This window comes from Erwinia persicina (genome assembly GCF_014838825.1).
GTDB lineage: Bacteria > Pseudomonadota > Gammaproteobacteria > Enterobacterales > Enterobacteriaceae > Erwinia > Erwinia persicina_A.
In genome coordinates this window covers 1-21,153 of record NZ_JACYMO010000007.1, presented here as the reverse complement: position 1 = coordinate 21,153, position 21,153 = coordinate 1, and the positions used below count along the sequence as shown (strand labels likewise).

The window sequence follows — 21,153 nt, the reverse complement described above, 5'->3', positions numbered from 1 at the left end:
GGGAATGAGCTACGTATCGGTGGGGCAGGTCGAAAACCTGGAAGAGGCAATCGGTAATCTGGACATGCTTTATCAGGGGATGGAATCCGCCTGTCAGGCCCAGATTGCCAGTGTTGTTGCCCGATGTGAGGCGGCACAGGCGGAGCTTGAAAACAGCACGGCGTTGCTGGACGCGGGCATCGAACAGGAGATGCAGGCGGAAAATGCGTTTGTTCAGTGCCAGCAGGCATTGATGGCGGCGCAGGGAGAATTGAGTCATGCCCATGCAGCGCTCGCCTTCTGTGAAGCTGGCGGCCGCTACGATGCCGAAGGCCATTATTACCCGCCGATATGCAGCCAGGAAGAGCACGGGATCGCCATAGCCGAAGCGGATGTACAAGGCGCTGAAACGGCGCTATTTAGCGCTGAGCAAGGCGTCGTGGCGGCGAAGCAACAGCGTATGGCGCTGGAGCAGCGCCGGGATCTCGCACATCAGTGCCTGGATATGGCCAGTCAACTGGCGCAAAGCGTACACAGCGAATGTGCCGCCCGCCTGAGCCATGCCGCGCAACTGCTGGAAACGGGCCGTTGCCGGTTGAGAAACGCCAGCACTGTGCTTACCGCGTACCTGAATACGCATCCTGCCGCCGCCGAGTTTCACGCCTGGCTGAACTGGAAACCTGATGGGAAAAAGGTGGTGACCCCGCAGGATCTGCATGCCCGGCTCAACCTGACTCCGGAACAGCAGCGCTATTTCTATCAATACCTGGCTGAACGCGACCCGCAGTTTCGCGCCAAAATCGCCGACTACCGCCAGCAGCTCGCCAACGCGGCGGGCCCGGCGGAAGTCATGGCGGTGCAACTGAAAATTCGTCGCCATCTTAGCGGGTATTGCGGTGAAAAAATCGTCGAGAAAGCGCTTGGCCCGCTGGCAGGCAGCGTGAGTACCCAGAACAAAACCCGGTTTGCCGATGGCCGTTACACCAAAACTGACCTTGTGCTTCAGGATCTCAATGTTCCAGTCATCCTGGGGCGCGGTACGGGGATGAGCGCGCCAAAGGGCGGCTCCATCGCTATTGAAGTGAAATGCGGCGGTACGGCCTACCTGCTGGGGCAACAGGATCACATGGTATTTCAGTCAGGCGGCCATCAGCAGGCTGATGCCTCGGTGACGATCTGCTCGCGCGATATTAAAAAGCTGCCGCAAGAGAAGCAGGACCAATTGCGCGAAGCGCTGAGGCAGTCCGGCTCGCCGCTTATCGGCATGCTGCCTGAAAAAGCGGAAATTGATAAGGCCTGCTGGCTGCTGGTCACAGAAGAACAACAGAACAGCGGAGGCGCTGATGAAAATTAATCTTGCGCTCCTGTCCGCGCAGAGGCGCACCGAAGCAGAAGCGCTCAGCATCCAGCTGGAATGCGCGATGATGGCGGGCGACGTTAGCGATGCTGACAAAATTACCCAACAGCTATTGAGGCTGGCGCAGCCAGAGCCACTGCTTTGGGTGCCGGAAACGACATGGCGGCGAATGCTGGCGCGGGTGCGTGAAACGCAGAGCGATTTTAGCGCCGGTTTCGTGCTTGAAGAGCCGCAAATCGCGCAGCTGGCGCAGGCCTTATCCAGCCCGGAAAACGACGAAGCCCTGGTCGCGGTCGCGGCGCTCATAGCGCTGGCGCGATCCACTGGTTCGCTGCTGCTACAACTTCCTCAAGCTGAGGAGGATGAAGATGTTTGAGGAGCTGGTTTCGCTTGCTTCAGTGCGTATAACGTCATTCGCCGGAACGATTAACGACAGTTTTGGACAGTCGATTATTGACGATGTTTTCACGCCCATGCTGGCGAATCTAACGGCGTTGCAGCACATGTCGACAAGCAGCTGCGAACAGGGCGCTGCAATAGACTGCATCAGCGCTGAAGTAAGGACCATCGGGAGCAAAGGAAATGAAATACTCAACGCCGGGCGGTAGCTCTCTGCGCCAGCGAATCACTGACGCGTTGTGTCAGTTGCAAAAAACGCTCGCCCGACGCGATGCCCATGTACGCACCGTGGAGAGCGATTTTCCCGGGCAAAAGCTGGCGCTTGCCGATTATCAAAAACGTACTGAACGCCTGGCGGCGGTGAACCAGCACTTCGAACAGAGCTGGCTGGCGGCGCTGGATACGCTTGATCAACTCTGCCAGCGGGTGCGCCATCGCCAACCGCATCTCAATGTGCTTGATGAGCAACATATTAATCAGGGGGAGAGTTACCCCGATGCGCTGGCGTTTGGACGCCTGCACTGCCGTTATGAAAACTGGCGCGGCTACGTGCCGCGTCTGGTGCCTTTTCCGTTGCCGAATGCGCTATGGCACGCCCCAGGCAATGAAACGACGCGCGAGATCCATCAACTGGTGCTGCGTTTGCTTCAAGTTGTGCCGGTGGGCCAACTGGAAATCACCGCGTTTGATCCCTCCGGGTTGGGACGCGCGCTTGAGCCGTTCCGTCCTCTGTTGGCCATCAAAAAACTGGTGCCGGCGCAGCGTATTCTGACGCGTTCCGATGAGATTGAGCACGCGCTGGCGGCACTGACCGACGAAGTCGAAAACCTGATTCAAAACCAGTTCACCGCACAAGCCGCTGACTGGGCCGCGTATCGTTCCACCCGGCGCGATCGTCTGTTGCCGTATCGACTGCTGTTTATTTTTGACCTGCCGGAACAATTATCCGATCGCAGCCTGTGGTCTCTGACGCGCCTGATTGAGCATGGTCCGCGTTGTGGCGTGTTGCCAGTGATGGTCGCGGATGTCGCGCGCCTTGAAGATCGTAAATTCACTGCGCTCAGAGACGCGCTGCGTACCTGTGCCAGACCGATTGACGCGCTGGTGAAGGGCGATATCGTCCCGCAAACCGATGCGATTATCACCGTCAGCGAAGAGGGCGAGTTCTGGCCCCAGCAGCAGGCACTGGACAATTTCCTGCGCCAGCTGGCGCAGTGCTATCAGCAGCATGCCGGAACACAACGTCCACTCGGCGAATTATGGGCCGAGGAGGACTACTGGCGCAGCAGCAGCGCGCAGGGCATTAGCGCGCCCATCGGCTGGTCTGACGAGGGCGAACCGGTGTGTCTGGCGCTGGGCGGAACCCATACGGAGCATCACGTCCTGCTGGCTGGTCGCTCTGGTTCCGGGAAATCGAATCTGCTGCATGTGCTGATCCATGGTTTATGCCACGCCTACGGGCCTGATGAACTGCGCGTCTGGCTGCTGGACTACAAGCAAGGCACGGAATTCAGCGCATATGCTTCGCCGCCGTTACCGCATGCCAGTCTGGTCGCGACCGAAGGCTGCCCGGAATATGGCGTCACCGTACTGACGCATCTCTGTGAGGAACTGGATAACCGCGCGCGCCAGTTTAAACAGCACGACGTGCGCGACATCGGCGAATACCGTGCGGTCTGTTCCGAGCCTCTGCCCCGTCTGTTATTGATTGTGGATGAATTCCAGATCCTGTTCTCCTCCGGGCGCGATGTGGCTGATAAAGCGGACAGGCTGCTGAATCAATTATTGCGTCAGGGCAGGGCCTACGGCATTCATCTTCTGCTGGCGACCCAGACGCTGCGAGGTTTGCAGTCGGGGTCGACCGGACAGCTTATTAGCCAAATGGGCTGCCGGCTGGCGCTGGCCTGTAGCCAGGAGGATTCCGCGATGATCCTCGGTAACGGCAACTGGGCGGCGTCAGAATTAAACAGCCCGCCGCAGGGCATTATTAATAATGCCAACGGAGCGCTTACCGCCAATAAGCTGCTGACCATTCCGCAGGCGCAGCGCCAGTTACTGCAACATCATCTGGCGTCAATGGCGGCGCGCGCGCAAGCAGAAGGCTACTGTACCCGCACGCGCGTCTTTAACGGCAGCCATCTGCCCGCTATGCCGCACCCGGCATGGTTTGCCGAACGCAGCGATCAACAATTACGGCTGCTGCCTGGCCTGCGTCTGGACTTTAGCGAAGCGCCGTTAGAGATCCCCTGCGGCCCCCGCGCCGCCAACCTGTTAATAGCCGGGTATGATCGGCGGATCCAAAAAGGTCTGTTGATGTCGCTGCTCCGCAGCGTGGCGACGTCGGGCCAGATTGATGAAATCGTCTGGTTTAATCCCAACGGCGTAACGACGGACGCGCTTTTTTCCGCAGGCGATGTGCCGGTGCGCCGCTGTCAGCATAGCGATGAACTGGCCAGTCTGCTCAAAGCCCCCGTCAGTGCCAGAAGGGTGCTGTTAATTGAAGGGCTGGATGAAGTAAAAGCTTTCCACAGCGATATGACGTTTCGCGGCGCGCCAAAGAAAGATGAACCGCCTTCGCCAAAAGATCTGCTGCGCGCATGGCTGGAAAACGGCCCGCGTCACGGCAGCTTTGCCTTTGCCTTCACCGATAACTGGCGACGTTGCAATACGGTCTGTAAAGAACTGACGCAGTTGTTTGAGCAACGTATCGGATTTGCCATGAATGAAGACGATGCTGGCGCGTTCCTCTCGGGCGGTTCGCTCGTCAAATTCAAAGGGTTGACGGCAGATAACCGCGCCGCATGGGCCGATCGGACGACCTCTGAGGTCACCACCTTCCGCCCCTTCATCAGTGAGGATGACAAATGAAAAGCTGGTTAATCACATGGTACGGCATCACGGATCTGCGCGCCGCGCAGAGCCTGGAGGGGGGAGACGGCCCAGTGCTGTCTGCGCTGCTGGCGGAGGCCTATTCCCACGTTTTGATCCTGGGTTATTCGCAGGCTGCGTCGCCGGATAATAACGCGCCTCTGATGCAGCCTGGCGGCATCGGCGCACTGGCGAATACGCCCCAGGCGCACCGCCTGTTTATTGACTGGTTAACGCAGCGTCTGGCGCAGGCGGGGCGCAGCACAGCGATCGATTTTCGCCCCGTGCCGCTCACCCACCTAAATGACACCCAGGGCATTTATGAGGCCGCGACCGGCGCGCTTACTCAACTGGCGCAGATGCCCAACGATAAGCGCGTGACGCTGTATCTTAGCCCCGGCACACCGGTGATGGCTTTTGCCTGGGCCTTCGCCGCCCTGAAATATCCCAACCTAAAAAAACGCTTAATTACCGCGTCGCAGCCGGGAAAAGCGCCGGAAACCATTGCGCTGCCTGATGAATGGCTGGAGTGGCATGGTCGCCAGCGTAACCTGCCAGATGAAAATACCCGTGGCTTCGATGTCATTTTCCATTTGTTCGGCGAGCAGCGTATCCCCGGTCTGCTCGCTATCCGGCAATTTCCCTGCCTTCACCATATTTTCGTCAATACAGCGCGTTTCCCCGCCGCAGCGCTGCGGCAGTTTACAGGGAGCGCCGTTTTTGAGGAGCTTGCTATCGATCCGTGGGATTCTGAGCAGGTACGCAGCACGCTGCTGGCGCGTATCGCGCAACTGCCTGTCGGATTACGCATTGGTTTTAACCTGACGGGCGGCACCAAACTTATGTTCGCCGGCGCGCTGGCCGCCTGCCGTAAAGTCAACGCTACACCGTTTTACTTTGAAGGTAAAAGTAAGCAGGTGGTGTTTTTGAATGATTATCGCAAGCAGCCGCTGGCGACGCTCAATAGCGTGGATGACTTTTTACTGCTGAATGGCGACGGCCTGAAGATATCAAAACCGGGCCGCGTCGGGGAAGAGCACCTGGCGGAGAAGCTGACGCTGGCGCGGGCGCTGTGGAAACAGCGTCATAAAATCGTCAGTAAGTATCGCGAGCTGAAACCACATGCAGACCAGCAAACGCCCTCTGCATTTATCCTGCGCACCGAGCAGATCTATGCCGAACTGACCGACGATTATCAGGCGCGCCTGACGATTGGCGGCGAACGCGTTGAGTTCGACTATTTTCCCGGCCTGGCGCGGTTCTTAATGGGAGAGTGGCTGGAACTGTACGTCTACTCTCTGCTGAAACCGCTGCTCGACCAGGGCGTGATTAAAGATCTGCGCCTCGGGCTGGAGGTCTCTGTGGCGCAAACCGAGGTTAACCCGCATTTCAGCGAGTATGCCCAGAACTACAGCGACCACGCACTTTATCAGGAGTTCGACGTTATCTTTACCGACGGCTACACGCTGACCATTGTCGAGTGTAAATCCGGCAGCGTCACGTCGGAACAAGTGGTCAAGCTGCATCAAATCAGCAAGAAATTTGGCGGCGGAGATGGCAAAGCTATTCTGGTCTCCTCGTTCAAAGCCTCTCATCCGGTCACTCGCCAGAAAGCGCAGGATCTCACTATCGACTGGTATTACAGCAATGGCATGGAAGAGGCGCTATTGCAGCGCTTCGGGAGCGAAAGCGCATGAATCAACACCTGAATGTGGTGGTTGACGTCTCCGGGAGCATGGCGGAGATGGGTAAGGTAATGCTTCAACAGACGTTGTGCCGCTTTATCCGGCAATGGACGGCGGCAAACGCCCCCGCCGTTACGCTCAAATTTTATCTGTGGGAACAGCAGGTCACGCCATTACCCCTCGACACGCTTCAGGACATTCCACCGTTTACCGCCGCAGGCCAGGCCGACTGGCAGGCGCTGGCGACATTTTGCGCCGCGCTTCACGAAGACGACGTTTTGCAAAGGGTCCTGCTGTTGACCGACGGCAGTGCGAGCGGCAAAACTCTACGCCTATTTCAGGCGGCGCTCTCGCCTCAAATCGCCCTGTCTCTCTGCCCGGTGGCGACAGGCGCTGATGCCGATACGCAACGGTTGGAAGAGATTGCCGATAACGCCAGAGTGTTTGCCGCAGAAGATATTGCGGCGGCGATAGCCCATGTAATGAGAAATAAACGCGAACGTTTCCTGATGCCTGCTTCCCTTAACGAGATACGCATCGGAACCGTGAGTAAGCCATCCGCAGAGGAAGCGGAGGATGACTGGAATGACTGACTGGCAAATCTGGGGATCGAGCGTCACTGGCCCGCTGCATCAGCAACAGGGTATCCCTAACCAGGATGCCTGGATAGCGCGCCGCTACCGTTGGGGCCATGTACTGGCGGTGTGTGATGGTCTGGGCAGCAAACCTCATTCGCATCTGGGTTCGAGCGCCGCTTGCGCGGCGGTCATCACGGCGGCCCGGTGTTTTCAGCGCCATCCGCAGGCCGGGACTGAAGCATTGCTGCGGCTGATCCATGCCCACTGGCTACTCAACATCGCGCCGTTGACGGCATCACAATGTGCCACCACCTGCCTGTTTGCGATCCACACGGCGGAAAAGGTGATTGTCGGGCGTCTGGGCGATGGCGCGATTGCCGTTTATCGCGCCGCAGACGAGGGATGCACGCTGCTTTGCGAGGATAAACAGGCTGCGTTCTCTAACTTGACCGCGAGTTTGCATCAGGCATTTAAACCGGAGCTGTGGCAGGTCGCCGTGTTTAACCCACAGGAGGTTAGCGCCGTATTTCTCTGCTCAGACGGCATCGCTGATGACATTTTACCGACAGCGTTCACCACCTTTATTCACGAAATGTATCGGCAGTATGCGGCCCAGACGCCGCGCAACGTGGTAAGCGACCTGCGGCGCTGGATGACGGCCTGGCCGGTGCCGGGGCATACAGATGATAAAACGTTGGCCGGGTTGTGCCTGATACCTGAAGGAGCCGTGCAATGAACAACGACATTTTTATTGATGAGTACGGCTTTGATCATGCCCGGAGCGAAGTGCTGGGGCAGGGCGGTCAGGGCGTGGTTTTCCGCACTGATGATCCCGATCTGGCGATTAAGCTGGTCACCGATGCCTATGGCGAACCGCTGACCGATCCAGTTCAGATCCAACGGTATCAGCGGCGTTTCCAGTGGGTGCGCCTGCTACCGTTGCCCGATGGCGTAAATATCTCCATGCCCATCGCATTGCTGAAAAACAAGGCAGGGTACGTAATGCCGCTGTTGGGCGAGATGGAACCATTCGAGTATTTCTGGCCGTATACTGCCGCGTTGCAGGGTATTTCTGATGATGCCATTCCCCACTGGATGGCTGCCATGCAACCCGCAGACGCAAAAAAACTGGTTCATTATCAGCGTACCGGCGGCCTGCGCCGTCGGCTGAACGCTCTGCTGCAAAGCGCTTCGCTGCTGGCGCGACTGCATGGTTACGGTCTGGTATACGGCGATATCTCCCCCGGCAATATGTTTATCTCCCGCGGCGCGGCGGCGGCGGGAGATGCCGTCTGGCTGATTGACGCCGATAACTTGCGCTTTGATCGCCCCTCCTGCGGTAGCGCGATTTATACCCCGCGTTACGGCGCGCCGGAGTTGGTTAACCAGCGCGATGGCGGCCGCCCGGCCAGCGACTGTCACGCTTTCGCCGTCGTCGCCTTCTATCTGTTGAGCACGGTGCACCCGTTTATGGGCCGTCAGGCGCTCGGCGAGGATCGGGACTGGTCCGATACCGATGATGATGCGCGTACGTCAGAAGATCGCGCGCTCGCCGGAGAGTTGCCGTGGGTGGGTGACGAAGAAGATGACAGTAACGCAACCGATTCAGGGCTGCCGAGCGTACTCGTGCTGACCCCCGCGTTGCAAACGCTGTTTAACGATACCTTCAGCGCAGGCCGCCTGGCTCCCTGGCGCCGTCCGGCAATCTGGCATTGGCCGCAGGCGCTGGCCGCCGCGGCTGACATCACGCTGGAATGCGCGGGCTGCAGCATGAACTACTACCCCGAGACGCCTTACACAAAAACGTGCCCATACTGCCAGGCGCCGCTTCCGGCGCGGCTGGTGCTGGAATCGTGGCGCTGGGAGGGGGCAGACGCGCCTCTCGGCGACCCAGACTGGGGCTTCTGCCGTGAAATTACGCCAGGTGCCGAAATAACTCTGCCGCGCCGCGTGGTAGATGATTTTGCCGTCCGCACTGCCGATGACGACGCGCTGGTGTTTTGCTTCGACGGCCCGCGACTGACAGTCAAAAAAATCGTCGGGGCAACAATGACGCTGGCAGCGGCAACCGACGGGGCATTTCATCCGGTTAGCGCGCAGCTTGGCATTGAATATGCTGATGCCGCGTCAGGCTTCTGGCTATTTACTGAAATGACGACCCCCCGCCTGATTAGGTGTGTGATGCAAGAGGCAGGCCAATGAAATTAAGCGATATCAAAAATGAGCTTGTCTTTGAGCTGATGATTAAGCCTGAGTATTCCGATGAGGTCATCCAGCCCGGCACCGGCACGCTTCACGCGGATCCCAGCCGCGCCGAATGTTATCAGCTCTATTTTGGTGGGGTGATGCAGCAAGTCATGGTCGAGACCCGGGGCGCGGCCAGCGAGCTGAATACCCATTTACGGCGCGGATGCGCCTGCCTGGCGCACATTGACCTGGCGCAGATCTTCCCCGGCGGCCGCGCCGCCAGGCTGACCGTGCGCTTCTTCAATGGGGAGGCCGTGGACTGGGGCGATATTGAGATTGGCCTTGATGAGCATATTTTAAACAGCGCGAAGAAAAGCGGAATGCGCTGTAAAAACATCGATGAACTGGCCAGGCTGATGGAACAAAAATACCAGTTGCAGATTAACGGCGAGGATTGGTTTGTTTTCACCAGCGGCCCGGCGGCGCGCACTGAGCTGGCATCAGAACCCGTGGCGAAAGACGCCCCGCCGCAGCAGGCATTTATGCTGCATGGCGAACGCCAGCGCCTGGCGGTTGAACGGCGTCAGCAGGATTTTACGACGGATATCCTGCTCGCCAGCAAGGCCATCGCCAGCGATAATCCGCGACCGAACGGTGCACTGCGGCTGGCCAAAGGCCGATTGATGTTCACGGATCATACTCAAACTGGCCGTCTGCGCGCTCAGGCGGCGGGCGCGATGCAAAAGCTCAGCCAGCAGGAAGATAGTTATTTAAAGTCCTGGGATCAGTATGGTGACATTGAAGGCGAGATGCTGTTGACGCGCGCCAGAGCGGTGGGACGTATTGATTTTCGCTGGCCGCCGGTGCCGGTGTCGGGAGGCATGAAGTTTTCTGTTTCGTCGCTGCCGGAGGCGTTAACCGAAAACGATCGGCTTGAGCTTACCGATGAAGAGCCGTTTTATCTGCGCCACCCTGAGGCCAGTTGGCAGGATTATGCCCGGCATCTGGAAGAACAACTGGCGGAGCGTCAGTTCTCTTCAGGTAGCCAGCCGCTGAAAATTATTAACCTTTCTGCGTTCAGTATCAGTCTGGAATTGCAGGTAGAGCCTGCTGAAGGGAAATTTTTAACCCTGTCCATCGGTGGCGATAAAACTCAGATTGAACGCCGTATGCAGAGCCGCAAAGCGATCATCGAAGGCCGTAGCGCCAATCCGCTGCTGGGGTTATTGATAGAGGAGAACGGCACCCTGCCGCCGTTGCGCTATAGCTCCAGCCTCAAGCCGTTAACGCCTTTCGTTGAAGACAAAATTTTCCGCCATAAACCGACGGATAAACAGATCAAGGCCATCGACGTGGCGCTCAATACCCCGGATATCGCATTAATTCAGGGGCCGCCGGGCACCGGGAAAACCACGGTCGTCACGGCGATTATCGAACGCCTGAATGAAGAGTTCGATAAGACGCGTTCCATGCGCGGGCAGATTCTGGTCTCCGGTTTCCAGCATGATGCCGTGGAAAATATTATCGCCCGCTTGAGCATCAATGCCCTTCCGGCGGTGAAGTTTGGCAAGCGCTCGGGCGATAACGGCTATGGCGCGGATGCGGTAACCGTCCGCACGGAAGCCTGGTGCGCCAACATCGCCAAACGCATTCGCGAGAAAAATCCGCAGATTGTCCAGACTGAGCATCAGCGGAAACTGTGCGAGCTTACGGCAATTTATGCCCGAACGCCTTCGCGCAGCAACACGCTGACGCTGCTCAATAATATTCTGCAACTGCCGCGCCGCCTGATTACGCCGCAGATCGTCGATGCCGCGCGGGCTATTCTCGGCTCATTACAGGCTGAATCTGCTTCGCTCAGCTTCCACTCGCAGCGTTCTGTTCGCGCGTTGCGCGTCAGCCCTGAGGGATTTGCCGATGATGGCCCAACTGGCGCGCTGGTGCTGCTGGAAACACTGGGCGAGCAACTGACTACAGAGGATCGGGCGCTGCTTGAGCGGGCGGCGTTCTGGCGGACGGGAGAACCACTGGACTTTTTAGCCGCGCTAAAAATGTTAAAAGAACGGTTACTGTTGAGCGCCAGAGGACTGCCGGACTATCGGCGGGATAAAACGCTGGAGAGCGTAACGGAACTCGTCGCAGAGGTGCAATTCTGTCTGAAGTCGGAATTAAGCGGCAGCAGCAAACGCGATGCGATTTTAGCGGAGTTTTTGCACCAGCTTGAAGACAACCCCGATGGCGTATTAACCGCAATTGAAGACTACAACTTTGTTTTCGCCGCCACTACCCAGCAAGCGGACGGGCGGGATATCCGCAAAGCGAAAAAACGCTCTGACGACGAGCGGCTGACTTATGACACCGTCATTATTGATGAAGCGGCGCGTACCAGCCCGCGCGACTTGCTGATCCCGATGTCGCAGGCAGAAAAACGCATCATTCTGGTGGGCGATCACCGGCAACTTCCTCATATCGTGAATGAGGATATCGTAAATATGCTGGGCGAAACGCAAACCAGCGAGAATGATTATGTGCGCGAAAGTATGTTCTCCTACTTAAAAAGGCGTTTGACGCGGTTGGATGCCGAACAGGATTATACGCGCGGACGCGTGGTTACCCTCGACGCGCAATACCGCACCCACCCTCTGCTGGGCAAATTTGTCAGCGAGCATTTCTATGAGCAGCATAAAGAGGGTTATAAGTCGCCGCTTTCTGCGCGCTATTTCCAACAACAACTGCCGGGTTTGCAGGGCAAGGCCATGGCGTGGATTGACGTTCCGCACCGACAGGGCAAGGCGACTCGACTGCCTACCGGCAGTTACACTCGCGACTGTGAAGCGTTAAAGATTGCTCAACAACTGGCGGACTGGCTGCGTTGTGAAGAGGCCAGCGCGGAATACATGAGCGCGCTGACCGGCGCGCCTCATCCCGGCCTGAGCTTCGGCGTGATTACCTTTTACCGGGCCCAGGTCAATGCGCTGCATGAGGCGCTGCAATCCTTAGGGATCAGCAGTTTTGTCAATGGCGAATGGCAAATTAACGACGAATGGCGGTTTTATTCCAACGATGAAGAACGGGTACGCATCGGTACCGTAGATAGCTTCCAGGGGATGGAGTTTGACGTCGTGTTGCTCTCCATGGTGCGTAGCGAAGATATGCATCATTTACCTGACTTTATCCGTAAGGAAGCGAACCCGCGCAAACAGCAGCAAAAGATATTTGGCCACCTGATGTCTGAAAACCGGCTATGCGTCAGCATGAGCCGCCAGAAACGGGTGCTGGCGATTGTGGGCGATAGCGGCACGGTACGTAGCGCGCACGGCGAAGCGGCGGTATCCGCGCTGAGAAATTATTACCAGCTCTGCCAGACGGAAGGAGTCGTACTATGAGCAGCCAACCAACAGACTATCGACCGAAAATCATCAGTTTCTCTGATACCACCACGACGGTGAGTTTCGCTGCCCGGCAGGATATTTTGTGGCCTTGCCACGCCTGGACGTTATCTCTTCCGCACAAAAAAAACCGTGTGCTGAATGTGTTTGAAGAGCTGATTTTGAATCTGATGGCCGTGTCATCAACGGAAGCGGCGCATCTGGCGGATCTGACGTGCCTTGAAGTCGAACTGGTGACGTTTATTCAACAGCGGCTGCACCAACTCAACCTGCTGGATACATGCCAGCAGTTAACGCCGCGCGCGCATAAATTGTTGGCGGAACAGCACGATCCGCACGGCGGCGAAGTGGAATACCGCGTGGCGTGGGTGCTGGTTGATGCGCTGAATGGCGAGCTAATGGAGTGGATCACCACCGAACAGCCGGTTTTCAAAAAAGTGGAGCACTGGGATGGCGGAGAAAATCTGCGATTTCTGCAACGCCAGACCGATAAAAATGCCATTCACGCCATACGAATTTGGCCACGCGGCGCGGTGGCGCATGCGGAAAAACCGAGCGTCAATCAGGTGCTGCGGGCGATGCGCGGATTCGCCAGAAGGCATAAAGACCTCCGTTATCTTAATCCCCAGGTTGAACTGCCGTTTTCCTCGCTTCCGGAGGCGGAAGCCATTCAGATAAGTGATAGCGCCGAGCTGGTTTTCTTGCACTGCAGCGCGCTCATCCGTAAGGGGAGCGGCAATGTGATCGTCACCGATGGCTTTGGTTTCGGCTTCAACGACGCCCTGGCGCGATACTGCGTCTCGCAAAGTATGCCGTGGATAACCGGGCTGAAAAAACGCGCGCGGGTCGAACGTATACCGGAGCAGCGCGCGGACCACATTCGGGCCGCTTATACCCATGCCCAGAGCATCGGTAAGTATCACCAGGTCGCGCGCAGGCTGGCGGTCGCGAAGAGCCTTATCGTGCGGAGCGAACGTCTTCATGCGGATCCTGACGGCAACGAAGAAAGACTGATGCAAAACGTCGGCGATACGGCAATCGGGCTCTATGAAGCATTTGAATGGTCGCTGCGTATTTTGCTTACCCAGTATCCTGCCGATCGCTGGCAGAAGTTGTTCAGCATGCAGCGGCCAGTACAAAATCAGTCGATACTGGTCGGGTTTGCCCAGGATCTTGGCCTGAATTTTCCGGGCAGCGCGGCGGGAATGTTAAGGGTTAAAAGCGGTAAATTCCGTACCCTTCATGATAATAACGTTGAATTGCAGCCCTTACTGGCGTTAGTCATTGCCGCCGCACACGAGCGCCCCCGCCATCCTCTGCGCGCGCTTGCGCGCCAGGAGCCGGATTGGATCGAATTTCTACTGCAATTAAAAATTCGTCGGGATCAGGCGATGCACGGTAAGTCGCAAATGCTGCGTTTGGACATTGAAAACCTGCAAATGTGGTTGAAACGCACTGAGACCGCGATCCTGACGCTTTTCCCGGATTTTTCCCCCGAGGAATCCGCTACTGACACCGCGACATCCGAAGACTTCAATCAGCAGTTTCTCGCCGCCAGTCTGGCATTGGATGACGCGCTGGGGATAAGCGTCGCCCATACCCTGGATAGGATGCTGCGCAATGCGCTGATCCAGATGATTCAACTAACCACGCCTCCGCTCGACCCGTTGCAGACGGAAGCGGCGTTTCGTACCTGCATCGCCACGGTGATCGAGTTGGCGTTAGCTCATGTCAGCAAAGGCTACCGCCAAACGGCGCTCATCCAGGGGGAACTGAAGAGCGTGGCGCTGCAACGAATGGTCGATGCCGGTTTTGCGTCATCGGTCAGTGAATTACCGACGCCCGTTGTCACGGTGGCCAATGAAAAAGTGCAACAGGCCGTATTGGGAAGCGGCCCGACGCTGGGAGCGAATCTGCTGGGGATGTTTATTCTGGCGCCGGAAAAAGAACTGAAAGCGCTTTTCCATCGGGATGGCGACTTTATTCATTTCGTCGCCAGTCTGGCGTTGTTACGCGGGCATGGCAACGAAGCACCAGCCAGTCTGATCAGCGCTGCCGAAATGGACCAATTACAACAACGCGTACTGACAACGCTGAACCTGATGATGGAGATATTTTAAGTGAAAGATAATGCGTTACTTCAGGCCGAACTGACAAACATGGAGCAACCTTCGCCGGACACACAGCATCAATGGCGAATGATTGAACAGGAAAGGGAAGCATTAGCGCGTCGGGAAAACGCGCTGTCTGCCGCTGAGAGGGAGTTTAGCGCCAGACGCGACGTCTTTGAGAGCCAGAACCACGAGATGCGCGCACAGAAATTTACTGAGTTGCATGCGCAACTGGCTCAGGCGCGCCAGAACAGCGAGCAGCAGCTTGATACCGAAAGGTCAGCGCGTACGGCGCAACTTGACGATGAGCTGGCGCAGCGGCGCGCGCAATGCGATCACCAACTGGCGAGGGCGCGGGAAGCCCACGATAAACAGTGGGAACAGGAGCGGACGCAACGCCGCCAGGCGCTGGATACCAGCCTGCAACAGATGCGCGCGGCGCTGGACACGCAGATCGCCGCCGTCAACCAGTCTCAGCAGCGGCTTGCAGAAGAGGCGAATCAACATGACCTGCTGACGCGTCGTTTGGATGCGCGTGAAGAGCATCTCGATCAGCGTGAGCATCTACTTGAGGAAGAAGTGAAATCACGTGTGGCGCAGCGCAAGTTATCATTTGAACGCCAGATCGCTGATTTCGCGGATGAAAATGAACGCCTGCGCCAGGAGATTAGCCGCAGCAACGCGCTAAACCAGTGTTATGACGAGCTTGCGCGGCGACTGGGCGGGGATGAGCCGGAGCGGGTACTTCAGCAACTGACAGAGTACGAAATGAAAGTCAGCAACTTGCGTGAAGAGCTGCTGGCGCGCCCATCGCTGGCGATGCGCGAAGAGTTCGAGCGGCTGAAAAGCGAGAAAGAGGCGCTGGATCTTCAGCAGCAAAATCTGGCTGACGATTATGAAAATCTGCGCAAACGCAGCCGGGATTACGACCGGGTGTTAATTGAGCTGGAGAGCGCTACGACCCGCAACAAAACGCTGGAGCAAACCAATACGTACCTGGAGGCGCATAACCAGCACCTTATCGACAGGCTCGATCGGTATAAACACGCCCGGGAGCGCGGTGATGAACTGGTGAAATGGCGAGAAGAAATTGAAACGCCTTACTTTAAACTGCCGTTGCCGCGTGCTGATAAGGCCAGCGTTATCACGGAAATCGACTGGTTAAATGGGATAGGCAAACGCTGCGCCGATTATGGGCTGGTGTTCCCGCGTCGTATTCTTTACGCCTTCCATACCGCGCTGAAAACTGCCGAATGGTCCCCGTTGACGGTACTGGCAGGGGTCAGTGGCACCGGTAAATCTGAGCTGCCGCGTCTTTATGCGCATTTTGGCGGCATCAACTTTATGAACCTGGCGGTGCAGCCGAACTGGGACAGCCAGGAAGCGATGCTCGGCTGGTTTAATGTCATGGAAGAGCGATTCGAAGGTAAGCCGCTACTGCATTTGCTGGCGCAATCGCAGAAACCATGCAGTGATGACTATCCGCTTGGCCTGGCGGATACCGTTAGCCTGGTGCTGATGGATGAGATGAACCTGGCGCACGTAGAACTCTATTTCGCAGAGTTCCTTAGCAAACTGGAGCAGCGCCGCGGCATGAAAGGCAGCGATGCGCCAACGCTGAGCATTTCGCTGGGGGGCGTAATGGAGTATCCATTGCAGCTGGGGCGCAATGTGCTGTGGGCCGGCACCATGAACCAGGATGAAACCACCAAATCACTTTCGGACAAGGTGCTGGATCGCGGTATCGTCATTAACTTCCCGCGCCCCTCTATTCTGCAACGACGTAATGTGCTGAAACCTCTGGAGCCAGCCAGCCCGCTGTTACCGCGCAGAACATGGGAAAACTGGTGGTGCAAACAGAGTGATTTTACTGATGAACAAATCGACCAGTTTAAGGCGCTGATTCAGGAGATTAACCAGGCGCTGGCTGCCGTCGGGCGGGCGCTGGGCCATCGCGTCTGGCAGTCGATTGAATACTACATGGCGAACTACCCTGACGTGCTGGCGGCGAGACAGCAGGAAAACACGCAGGCGCTTCAGGCGGCAATGAAGATCGCTTTTGAAGATCAACTGGTGCAGAAAGTAATGCCCAAGCTGCGCGGTATTGAAACCCGGGGAACCGCTAAAACCGAGTGCCTGGATAAGATCCGTGACCTGCTGATCCGGGATGGTTACAACATCATTGATGACTTTGAGCACGCTTGCCGTTTTGGCTATGGCCAGTTTATCTGGAGCTCGGCGAATTACTTACTGGATGATGCGTTGCCGTTTGAAAGTACGCCAGCGGAGCAGGAATAAATGGCGCAGGGAATTGATTCGCAAGCGGCGCTTATTAAGGCGCTTGCGTCAGATGCGCCACAGCGAACGCAGGCGGAACGTTTGGTCGCGCTGCGTAACTGGCTATCGCGGGTTACGCATGCCGATCCGGCAAGCGGAGAGCTGTTGGCGACCGACGCGGTAGAGTTTCTTAACAGGGTCGGCACGCAGGGTCTGCCACCAGACCAGGGGGGGCGCGATCGCCTGCAACGCCTAGCAGAAGATCTGCTGGCACCGTTGCAGGGTATTCTGGGGCAGATGCGTGAGAAGATTGTTCGCGACCACGGCGTCATGCCGCTGTATGCCGCCAAAGAGATGGATAGCGTCAGCGTGCAGTGGCTTAGCCGCCAGCAGGGAACCACGCTACGCCAAAAGCTGGGCAATCAGCGCCGGGTGATGGCGGTACAGCGGCGCAGTAGCGTGGATACGGCAGAAAACCGGCTGTTGAAAAGCGTATTACTACGGCTGGATGAGCTGCTACAGGCGCGGGGAACGGTGTTTCAGGGCGAAGAAGAAGAGACGTGCGAAACTCTGCTGGTTCATCTTCAGCGCTGGCTGCGCGGCGATGAGGCGGCAGAGATCGGGTTGTGGCAGAACGTGCCGCCAAACAACACCTTGTTGCAGGACCGGCGTTATCGCAAGGTATGGGATGCCTGGCAGACGCTTCTGAGCCTGGATGAGTATATCGCCGCAGATGCTGCGCGAATGCGGCAGGATTTGATGCTGGCGCTGCAATGGCAAACCCTGGCGGCGCTGCATCGCACTGGGCGATTCCGTCTGCTTCAACAACCCCTGGCTTTCGATTACCACACTTTTGCGGTTAAACCCGTGCTGCCCATACAGGGCTGCCTGTTTCCCCTGCGCGATGGCCGCAAGCGGGGAAAAATTAAAACCGTTAATAAGGTTAAAAAATTTGGATTTATTACCGATCGGCAGGGGGAGGATTACTTTTTCCATCAAAGCAACCTTGACCGCGTACTGAATTTTTCCGCACTGCAACCGGGCCAGCAGGTCCAGTTTGTCGTGGGGCAAAACAAGCAGGGCCCGTGCGCGGACAATATCAGCGAAGCCGCTGCGATTGACGTGTTTGATATTCGCCAGGGGGCGCAGGGTTTTACCCTGGAAGGCAAACATCAGCAGATTACCGTAAGCTACGGCGATAGCGAGATTGTGGTGACGCAGTCGCCTTCGGGGAAAACGCTGCGCTTTCCGCTGGCAGACCAGGCGCTAACTGAGGTCGCGCCTGCGCTGGCGCGGTTAATAGCCGGAGAGATCGCAGCGCCTGCGGAACCGGAATGGGATGTGGAGCCGCAGGGGCAGATGTTTGTGCAACTGTGCGCTGCCCGCCCTGTCATCGGAGGCGAAACCGGGTACCTGCGGCCCTTGCCTGTTCGCCTGATGCAACAGCTTTGGCCTGGTCAGACGGTTAACTGCGACCGGGCCAGCGCGCTAGGACTGGGCGGCGAGCAACAGACGGTCAGTATGCGAAGCCTTTTCCTCCCGGACTCGCCGCTCACGGAAACGCAAAAGAGCGAAGCGGCTCGCACCTTTATCCAGCAACTGGAGCAATGGCTCCCGGCTGAGCGGTTGTGTTGGCTGGCACCGGACTGGAGTAACGAATTTCAGTTGCAGCATTTGGCGCGCAATATTAATACCACCTTCCCTGACTCCGTACCCTTGCCGGAAAGCATCGCGGCGCTACTGGCATGGCAATCTTCTCCTCGCTTTGCGCGCGATGTGGTCGCGGCGGGGGACAAGGTGCTGATTTTTGATGTGTTCGAAGGCGGGCTGTCGGTTACGCCGGTTCAGGCGATTGCGCTGCCGGAGGTGGTCCGGCAGATCCCATCAGCCTGCGGCATCGGCTGGGAACGCCATCCTGCTTTTATTCTGGAAGGATATGATTGTACGGCCATTGTTCAGCATTTGTCGGCGCAAGGTTGCCCCCATGCCGGGGCGCTTTTCTCGCTGTTTGGCGCGGAAGGACTGATGCAGGAAGCCGGCCAACTGTCGCTTGTGGACCGGCAGTGGTTCCACTTGCCGGTTTCCATGACGGATACTGTCTGTCCCGAGGCCGCAAAAGTCAGTATTACGCCGTCCCTGATTAATGAGTGTCTTAGCCAACTGGCGCTGCGGCTCAAAGGCGGTAGGGTGCATATCCTGGCGCTGAACCGCAATATTAAAAGCGAGACATTGCCGCCAAACGTTAACTGGATTGGCGGCGGATGGTCGCTAACCGCGGGCGCGCGTACCCTGGCACAGTGGCAAAAACAGGCGGGGGAGACGCCATTATGGCGCGACCATCTGCCGGTGTTGTCGCTGATGGATATTCCGCAGCCCGTTGCCAACGGCAAATACTGGTGGGCGGATTTCGCGCTGGTCGATAATCAGACGGTAACCCCAATGCGCGGACGCAGCATGCGCATTCAGGTGGCGGAGACGTTCACGCTGCCAGCCGGGCGGCCATATTACCGTTTTCCGCTACGCCAGGGACAGGGGCAGCAGTTGCAGCAATATGTTGCGGAGTTGCGTTCTCCGGCCTTTCCGTTGCCGGAGGACACCCCATGCACGTTAGAAATGACATATCACTACGGTGAGGAGATACCCTACGAGTTGGTCTTCGTGCCGACGGGAAATGCCACCGGTCGCTTCAGGCCAGCGCAGGTCAAATGGCTAAACGATGCGGATCATCAGCAGGGGAAAAGAGCGCTGGCTGCCGCGCCCGCGTATCCGGCGGCGAAACGCTGGGCGGATTTTTTACAGTTCCCTGACCAGAACAAAGGCACCGTTACCGACCTTGCGGACTGGACACAGCGTAATATGGCGATAATTGACGAATTGCAGCGTTTTTTCAGCGCCAGTGCCGATAGCATAAGGAAATTTGCTGACAATGGGCCATCACCCTTCCCCTGGCGGCAGGATAAAAATGGCCATTGCTTCTTCACGCGTCGTTATGACTACGGCAAGGTATTCTTTCATCAACGACATTTTAAGTCCTTTGATGCGCAGGCTACCTCGCTGTCGTTCAATCTGTTACCGCAGCAAGAACCCAATGAATTTGTAGCCAAAGAGATTGCGTCTGGGCATGCAATAACTAAAGACACTATTACCCACCTGAGGAGCAGCCTGCGTTTCCCAACGCTGACCCTCTGGAATAACGCCTTTTCGTTAAATTCCGGGGAGATGCCGCCTGATTTTTGCCGCATCGTGATGAGCGGTATCGCCAGCGCGCAAGCGCTAATGGACGCGGATAATGTGCCTGAAAGCCTGAAAGAAGAGCTGTTTAACTTTCTCTGCTATCTCCACGTTGACGCGCCTGAAAGCGTTGTTAGGGCATTGATGATGGCAGTAACGGCGCAGGGCGATTTATCTGCTAAGAAAAACAATATCGCTTACGCCATCGGCAGTGCAGAGCGGGAATGGCAGCAGGACCTGCTGGCGGCGCTGATCGCCCCGCAACGGCAAGAGCGATGGGTGAGTTCCGCTACGCTGGAGATCCTGGCCGTCGCGCTCTGGCGATCGCGCCAGCTCATTTTTCGCTTTAATAAAGCAGAGATAGCGACTCTGCTGCTGCGTACGGAAAACTGCCTGAAGTTTGACTTACAACGGTTAGGCCAGCCTGGACGTGCGCAGGATCCAGGTATCCTTACCCGGCATCTGGAATTGCTGCTGGCGCTGTTACGCAGCCGCGAATCGCAGGATGAGGAAATCCGACTACTGCTGGTGCCGGGTTCAGCGATGGCGCGGCGGTTACTGGCGCTGACAGATGCAATTGCCTGTAAAGCTCTAGAGAAAAATATTGCCTTAAAGTCACGTATTCACCTGGAGATTATCGAATCGGTCGTTTCCAGCGAAGATGTGGCGCTGGTTTACGCATTGCGCTGCTATCTTTCCGGCGATTCTGGCGGTAGTTCAATCGTGATAAGCGCGATTGATGAGGGTAAATGAAGTCGGGGTAGATAAAGGTCCGGCAGCCAGGCACTGCCGGACGGGATGCGCAGCCTTGCCCGCAAGGAAATAATGCTGCCGTACTTCTCAAATCCTGAACTGACGCAGGGATCTGCCCGCGTGGTGTTTGCTATGTTGAAAGAGGCTTGAGCTTTTCGCCGATCGGAGTTACTCCCTTTGGTTGTAAGTATCCCTGCAAAACGAACCATTCACTCTTAGTGACCCTCTGACATACTGGTTATGTCTCCTGAGGAGATTGACCTGCTCCCCGTTGATTAGTACACCCCGATGTTAGTAATGTCTTCATAAGCCACATGAGGACATCCCCATGAAGAAACG

General features: G+C 57.1%; 12 protein-coding genes. All 12 read left to right on the top strand.

The window, feature by feature from the left end:
• The first annotated feature begins 4 nt into the window (after nucleotides 1–4).
• Genes IFU29_RS16290 through IFU29_RS16235 form a run of 12 tightly spaced genes read left to right on the top strand, consistent with a single transcriptional unit; the run spans nucleotide 5 to nucleotide 20,814 of the window.
• Nucleotides 5–1,333: a hypothetical protein gene (locus IFU29_RS16290; protein ID WP_191934841.1), complete on the top strand. Its 1,329-nt coding sequence runs from the start codon at nucleotides 5–7 to the stop codon at nucleotides 1,331–1,333.
• Nucleotides 1,323–1,712, top strand: coding sequence for a hypothetical protein (locus tag IFU29_RS16285; protein WP_129639994.1), 390 nt, complete (start codon nucleotides 1,323–1,325; stop codon nucleotides 1,710–1,712). Before IFU29_RS16290 ends, IFU29_RS16285 begins: the two co-directional genes overlap by 11 nt.
• A complete protein-coding gene (locus IFU29_RS16280; RefSeq protein ID WP_129639995.1) occupies nucleotides 1,705–1,944 on the top strand; it encodes a hypothetical protein in 240 nt (79 codons plus the stop codon). The genes IFU29_RS16285 and IFU29_RS16280 overlap by 8 nt, the downstream gene beginning before the upstream one ends.
• Nucleotides 1,919–4,603 (top strand): FtsK/SpoIIIE domain-containing protein, encoded by a 2,685-nt coding sequence (locus IFU29_RS16275; protein WP_198424996.1) that lies wholly within the window; start codon nucleotides 1,919–1,921, stop codon nucleotides 4,601–4,603. Before IFU29_RS16280 ends, IFU29_RS16275 begins: the two co-directional genes overlap by 26 nt.
• Nucleotides 4,600–6,300: a Card1-like endonuclease domain-containing protein gene (locus IFU29_RS16270; RefSeq protein ID WP_129639996.1), complete on the top strand. Its 1,701-nt coding sequence runs from the start codon at nucleotides 4,600–4,602 to the stop codon at nucleotides 6,298–6,300. Before IFU29_RS16275 ends, IFU29_RS16270 begins: the two co-directional genes overlap by 4 nt.
• Nucleotides 6,297–6,881: a vWA domain-containing protein gene (locus tag IFU29_RS16265; RefSeq protein ID WP_129639997.1), complete on the top strand. Its 585-nt coding sequence runs from the start codon at nucleotides 6,297–6,299 to the stop codon at nucleotides 6,879–6,881. The genes IFU29_RS16270 and IFU29_RS16265 overlap by 4 nt, the downstream gene beginning before the upstream one ends.
• Nucleotides 6,874–7,602 carry a PP2C family serine/threonine-protein phosphatase gene (locus tag IFU29_RS16260; protein ID WP_191934840.1) on the top strand — a complete coding sequence of 243 codons (729 nt, stop codon included), beginning with the start codon at nucleotides 6,874–6,876 and terminating at the stop codon, nucleotides 7,600–7,602. The genes IFU29_RS16265 and IFU29_RS16260 overlap by 8 nt, the downstream gene beginning before the upstream one ends.
• Entirely contained in the window at nucleotides 7,599–9,068 is a 1,470-nt protein-coding gene (locus IFU29_RS16255) for a lipopolysaccharide kinase (RefSeq protein WP_191934839.1), read from the top strand. Before IFU29_RS16260 ends, IFU29_RS16255 begins: the two co-directional genes overlap by 4 nt.
• Nucleotides 9,065–12,439, top strand: coding sequence for a DEAD/DEAH box helicase (locus tag IFU29_RS16250; protein ID WP_191934838.1), 3,375 nt, complete (start codon nucleotides 9,065–9,067; stop codon nucleotides 12,437–12,439). Before IFU29_RS16255 ends, IFU29_RS16250 begins: the two co-directional genes overlap by 4 nt.
• Nucleotides 12,436–14,562: a hypothetical protein gene (locus tag IFU29_RS16245; RefSeq protein WP_191934837.1), complete on the top strand. Its 2,127-nt coding sequence runs from the start codon at nucleotides 12,436–12,438 to the stop codon at nucleotides 14,560–14,562. Before IFU29_RS16250 ends, IFU29_RS16245 begins: the two co-directional genes overlap by 4 nt.
• Nucleotides 14,563–16,851, top strand: coding sequence for a chromosome partitioning protein ParA (locus IFU29_RS16240; RefSeq protein ID WP_191934836.1), 2,289 nt, complete (start codon nucleotides 14,563–14,565; stop codon nucleotides 16,849–16,851).
• The gene (locus tag IFU29_RS16235) at nucleotides 16,852–20,814 is read left to right on the top strand and encodes a DUF2357 domain-containing protein (protein WP_191934835.1); all 3,963 of its coding nucleotides are present in this window, start codon (nucleotides 16,852–16,854) and stop codon (nucleotides 20,812–20,814) included.
• Nucleotides 20,815–21,153 lie beyond the last annotated feature (339 nt).

Bases quoted from the DNA above. Each gene is read 5' to 3' on its own strand.
- IFU29_RS16280 (WP_129639995.1), top strand. From the start codon at position 1,705: ATGTTTGAGGAGCTGGTTTCGCTTGCTTCAGTGCGTATAACGTCATTC.
- IFU29_RS16275 (WP_198424996.1), top strand. From the start codon at position 1,919: ATGAAATACTCAACGCCGGGCGGTAGCTCTCTGCGCCAGCGAATCACT.
- IFU29_RS16245 (WP_191934837.1), top strand. From the start codon at position 12,436: ATGAGCAGCCAACCAACAGACTATCGACCGAAAATCATCAGTTTCTCT.
- IFU29_RS16290 (WP_191934841.1), top strand. From the start codon at position 5: ATGAGCTACGTATCGGTGGGGCAGGTCGAAAACCTGGAAGAGGCAATC.
- IFU29_RS16265 (WP_129639997.1), top strand. From the start codon at position 6,297: ATGAATCAACACCTGAATGTGGTGGTTGACGTCTCCGGGAGCATGGCG.
- IFU29_RS16285 (WP_129639994.1), top strand. From the start codon at position 1,323: ATGAAAATTAATCTTGCGCTCCTGTCCGCGCAGAGGCGCACCGAAGCA.
- IFU29_RS16250 (WP_191934838.1), top strand. From the start codon at position 9,065: ATGAAATTAAGCGATATCAAAAATGAGCTTGTCTTTGAGCTGATGATT.
- IFU29_RS16235 (WP_191934835.1), top strand. From the start codon at position 16,852: ATGGCGCAGGGAATTGATTCGCAAGCGGCGCTTATTAAGGCGCTTGCG.
- IFU29_RS16255 (WP_191934839.1), top strand. From the start codon at position 7,599: ATGAACAACGACATTTTTATTGATGAGTACGGCTTTGATCATGCCCGG.
- IFU29_RS16260 (WP_191934840.1), top strand. From the start codon at position 6,874: ATGACTGACTGGCAAATCTGGGGATCGAGCGTCACTGGCCCGCTGCAT.
- IFU29_RS16270 (WP_129639996.1), top strand. From the start codon at position 4,600: ATGAAAAGCTGGTTAATCACATGGTACGGCATCACGGATCTGCGCGCC.